Genomic DNA, 4,599 nt, shown 5'->3' with positions numbered 1-4,599 from the left:
TCGGCGGCGGCGGCGGGTTCCGCGGCGGCGGCGGCGGTGGCGGCTTTGGCGGTGGTAACCGCATGCCCCCGCAGGTCGTCGGTGAAGGCACCGGCGTTGTAAAGTTCTTCAACGGACAGAAGGGCTTCGGCTTCATCGTTCGCGATGACGGCGGCGAAGACGTGTTCGTGCACATCTCCGCTGTCGAGCAGGCTGGCCTCGCCGGTCTCGCCGAGGGTCAGCCGCTCGGCTTCACGCTGGTTGACCGTGGTGGTCGTATCTCGGCAACCGAGCTGAAGATCGACGGTGAGCCGATGCCGGTTACCGACCGTGCACCGCCGCGCGAAGGCGGCTTCGGTGGCGATCGCGCACCGCGCGGCGCTGGTGCCGGCGCAGGCGCAGGTGGCCCGCAGCGTCAGCTGACCGGCGAAAAGGCGACCGGTACGGTCAAGTTCTTCAACGCGATGAAGGGCTTTGGCTTTATCCAGCGTGACGATGGTCAGCCCGACGCGTTCGTGCACATCTCGGCTGTCGAGCGCGCCGGCATGTCGAGCCTGAACGAGGGCGATCGCCTGTCGTTCGAGCTCGAGGTCGATCGTCGCGGCAAGTACGCTGCCGTGAACCTGTCTTCGTCCAGCTAATTCTCCCCGCTTCGACATAGGAGAGGGAAGGGCCGTCCGGGACAACCGGGCGGCCCAATTTCTTTGCGGGTCTGGCGGTTGCTCCAGCCACTGTGACCCGCTTCGTTGCAGAAGCCTGGGCAGAGAAGGGCCGACCCAAGCGAAGCGGCAATGCCAGCCCGGTCGGTCGGTCATCCGTCAACGCTGACAACGCGCTGCGACATCGGCGGGTCAGGCGAGAGTCTGACAAGGTTGAACGCGCCGCGACCATCTCGCCCCAGTTTGCGTCGTCGTCCGGCTATCGTGGTGTGACTGGCGGCTTCAGGCCCGTCTTCTGGCAAGCGGCTCTTGAACTGTCTCGATTAAGCCGACGCCTCTCACGTTCAAACTTCGGTTGCGCTCACCGAAAGGTGATTTCGCAGCAGCAACGCATTTCAAAAGAGGCGCATTGCTGGCATTTGGCGGCTCGCTCCCGATCCGCGGGCAGCTCATTTGAAAGATCCTTCCTTGCGCGCCCTTCTCCCGCTTCTCTTGTCCGCCGCCGCAACGACGCTTTCCGCTGCCAGCGCCACTGCCCAGGTCGCTGCCGCTGCGTCTGCACCTTCCGTCCCTGCCGGTGACACGGCCGTGGAGGGAGCGAAGCTGGGCCAGATCTTCAGTGACAGCGACGAGGCGAGGCTGCGGCGCAATCCGGTGGAGGCGATCTTTCGAGGTGATCTTCGCTATGCCGATCGGCTCGGAGATTACCTCACCCCCGCTTACGAACGGGCGGAGCGGCAGGCGCTGGTGGATGACCTGAAAGCGCTGCAGCGGGTTGACCGTGCCCGCCTCTCCCCGGTGGATCGGATCGCCTTTGACGTATTCAAATCCGATCGCGAGCGCGACTTAAAGGGCTATGCGCCGGAGGTCCTGCGGATCAGCGAAGTGTTGCCGATCAATCATTTTGCCGGCTTGCAGACCTTTTATCCGGAGTTCGCCTCCAGCCAGGGTGCAGCGCCGTTCAAATCGGTGCTCGACTATGAGAACAATCTGAAGCGCAATGCGCAATACGCGCAGGTAGTGGATCGGATGATCGCCCGTGCGCGTGAGGGGATGAAGCGCGGCATCATGCCCCCTCGCCTGGTCGTGCAGAACGTGATCGGCCAGCTGGACAATATTCTGGCAGGCGCACCGGAAGCTTCGCTTTTCTATCAGCCGGTCACCAAGTTTCCCGAGGCGGTGGGCGCGGCCGATCGCACGCGCCTGGCAAAGGCCTATGCGCAGCAGGTGCGTGACGTCCTGAACCCGGCGCATCGGCGCCTGCGCGACTTCCTCCAGAGCGAGTATCTGCCCAAAGCGCGCGAGACGGTTGGTTTGTCGGCGCTGCCCGGCGGCCGCGCGCTCTATGACTATCAAATCGAAGCCAGCACGACCCTGCCGCTGAAGGCGGATGCCGTGCACGAACTGGGTCTGAGCGAAGTCGCGCGTATCCTTGCCGAGATGGAAGCGCAGAAGGAGCGTGCCGGCTTCAAGGGGACGTTGCCGGAGTTCTTCCAGCACCTGCGCACCGACGCGCGGTTCCAGCCCAAGTCGGCGGAAGAGATTGCGGCCGGCTATGCCGAAATCGGCAAGAAGGTGGATGCCCGGGTGCGCGAGCAGTTCAGCCTGATCCCCAAGACCCCGCTCGAAATCCGCCCGGTCCCTGCATTTCGCGAGAAGACGGCGGCGGCGGGATCCTATCAGTCGGGAACGCCGGACGGCTCGCGGCCGGGCGTCTTCTACTATAACACCTACGATCTGCCGAACCGGTATCTTTGGGGCATGGAGACGCTGTACCTCCACGAAGCCGTGCCGGGTCACCATTTCCAGATCAGCCTGGCGCAGGAGAATGACAGCCTGCCCGCCTTCATGCGCTTCGGCGGCAACACCGCTTTTTCGGAAGGGTGGGGGCTTTACGCTGAGACGCTCTATCCGGAACTGGGTTTGGAAACCGATCCCTATCAGCGCATGGGCGGTCTGAACGATGAAATGCTGCGCGCCATGCGCCTTGTTGTCGATACCGGCATTCACGCCAAGGGTTGGACCCGCGACCAGGCCGTCCGCTACATGCTCGACAATTCGCCGATGCCGGAAAGCGATGCGGCGGCGGAAGTGGAGCGCTATATCGCCATCCCGGGGCAGGCGCTTGCGTACAAGATCGGACAGCTGACGATCCTGCGGTTGAAGGCAGAGGCGCGCCAGGCGCTCGGCGCTCGTTTCGACCCGCGCGCCTTCCATGCCACCGTTCTGGATACTGGCGCTCTGCCGATGCCGGTGCTCGAGCGGAAGGTGGCCGACTGGATAGCGGGCCAGAGGTAAGCGAACATGGCGCCTGTCTTCCGTGCAGTGCTGGCCGGCGGATCGCTGCGCGATCGGATGATCGCCAGCGCCGGCGGGCTGGCCGGAATCGTCATCACGGCGGCGACGAGCTTTCTGCTGCTGAAGACAACGGCGCCGCTGCCGATGATCGTCGCGCCGATGGGCGCATCCGCCGTCCTGATCTTCGCGGTGCCGGCCAGTCCGCTGGCGCAACCGTGGCCGGTGATCGGCGGCAACATCATATCAGCACTGGTCGGGATCACCGTCGCCCGCCTGGTGCCGGAGGTGGCGCTGGCAGCAGGACTGGCCGTTGGCGCCGCAATCCTGGTCATGTCGCTGCTGCGCTGCCTGCACCCACCCGGCGGCGCGGCGGCACTGACCGCCGTTGTCGGGGGCACGGCGGTCACGTCGGCGGGATATATGTTCGCGCTGGTGCCGGTGGGCATCAACGCCGCGCTTCTCACCCTGGCCGGCTTGTTGTTTCACCGCTTCTCCGGCCATTCCTACCCCCACCGGGCCGGGCCGCTCCCGAAGCCGGCCGATCGCTCGTCCGATCCGCAACCGGAGGACATTGACCGTGCCCTCGATGACCTTGGCGAAACGTTCGACATCAGTCGGGAGGATCTGGCGCTTCTTGTCGCGCGGGTATCGCACCATGCCAAAGCCAGGTCTGCCAAGAGGCCCGAAGCTCGCGTGAAGTAAGCGGCAAGAGCGAAGGAATGGCGTCAGCTGAACCGCAGCGCAGTTGAGCAAGCGCTGTGATCACGCCGCAGGCGGCACGCCCTGTGATCTGTCGCGCGCCGGTGTTTGTGATGAGATTCGTTTCGGAGAGTGGTGCCCCGTAGAGGACAAAGCTGGGCACTCAGATTATTGGGACATTTCCATGCTTCGCTGAACGATCGGCCAGGCCGCGACCTAAAGGTCGTATTCCGGCGCGTCGTCCTCGGGGGGCCAGGGCGGATATACGATCGGCTTCTCGCCGAAGTGTTGCCGAACCGCCCGTGCGCGCCGCTCCACAAGATCCTCTTCGGCATCGATCTCGTCGGGATAGATATAGACTATTTCGAACTTACCGTCGCGAAGCAGATATTCCATTTCCGCCCACCGATCCTCGCCCTCCTGTGCTTCCCACAGGTCAAGCAGCGCGTAAGGCAACCCCTCTATCACCGGCCGCCGATAAAGGATCTGGTTGCCGAGTTCCTTGAAGATCGATTCGCCGACCATGTTCCGATCGAGCTGGGCGTAAAGCAGCGTTGGTTCGACCGGATATTTACGATCCTCCATCAGCAATTGCCCGATCTCGTTGAGCAGCTTCTCGGCCTCATCGTTTGCCACGGTTTCGCTCCGATCGTTCGTTGGGAAATTTCAGGCTCTTCTCGTCGCCATCGACCGTCCACCACACGTCGATCACCGATGGTCGCACGGACTCGCCCTCGAACCGCGGCACGATCCTGACCGAAATAGTCTTTCCGCCTCGCTTCTTTCTCGCCCGCTCATCCTCGAGCACGCGATAGCCGCCCCGATTGAAGTTGGCATTCTGCGCGAAGTGGTTGAACGCCTCGGTCGGCCCGTTGAAGCACGACGCGATGTAATGGCCGCCATCGTCGGTCGCCCGACGTTCTGCGCCGCCCGCCTGCGCTTGGGAAGCGCGAGAACGGATCGG

5 protein-coding genes are annotated in these 4,599 nt (G+C 63.8%); 3 read left to right on the top strand and 2 right to left on the bottom strand.

Annotated elements, in window-relative coordinates:
* The 3 genes from AX702_RS23525 to AX702_RS20710 form a co-directional block, all read left to right on the top strand.
* Nucleotides 1–620 (top strand): cold-shock protein (locus AX702_RS23525; RefSeq protein ID WP_066782245.1); only part of this gene is annotated, 620 nt, incomplete at its 5' end.
* A 486-nt stretch (nt 621–1,106) separates the two neighbouring features.
* A complete protein-coding gene (locus AX702_RS20715; RefSeq protein ID WP_197420709.1) occupies nt 1,107–2,936 on the top strand; it encodes a DUF885 domain-containing protein in 1,830 nt (609 codons plus the stop codon).
* A 6-nt stretch (nt 2,937–2,942) separates the two neighbouring features.
* The gene (locus AX702_RS20710) at nt 2,943–3,638 is read left to right on the top strand and encodes an HPP family protein (protein ID WP_066782243.1); all 696 of its coding nucleotides are present in this window, start codon (nt 2,943–2,945) and stop codon (nt 3,636–3,638) included.
* A gap of 213 nt (nt 3,639–3,851) precedes the next feature.
* Here AX702_RS20710 and AX702_RS20705 read toward each other — a convergent pair whose 3' ends face one another.
* Both AX702_RS20705 and AX702_RS20700 read right to left on the bottom strand, forming a co-directional pair.
* Nucleotides 3,852–4,271: a hypothetical protein gene (locus AX702_RS20705; RefSeq protein ID WP_231731988.1), complete on the bottom strand. Its 420-nt coding sequence runs from the start codon at nt 4,269–4,271 to the stop codon at nt 3,852–3,854.
* The coding region (locus AX702_RS20700; protein WP_231731987.1) for a DNA/RNA non-specific endonuclease at nt 4,258–4,599 on the bottom strand (342 nt) is incomplete at its 5' end. The genes AX702_RS20705 and AX702_RS20700, both read right to left, overlap by 14 nt.

It is taken from the genome of Sphingomonas sp. CCH5-D11, from assembly GCF_001557395.1.
In the GTDB taxonomy this organism is placed as follows: domain Bacteria; phylum Pseudomonadota; class Alphaproteobacteria; order Sphingomonadales; family Sphingomonadaceae; genus Sphingomonas.
Note: the sequence above shows the minus strand (reverse complement) of the source record. Positions and strands in the feature narration are given on the sequence as shown.

Bases quoted from the DNA above. Each gene is read 5' to 3' on its own strand.
- AX702_RS20710 (WP_066782243.1), top strand. From the start codon at position 2,943: ATGGCGCCTGTCTTCCGTGCAGTGCTGGCCGGCGGATCGCTGCGCGAT.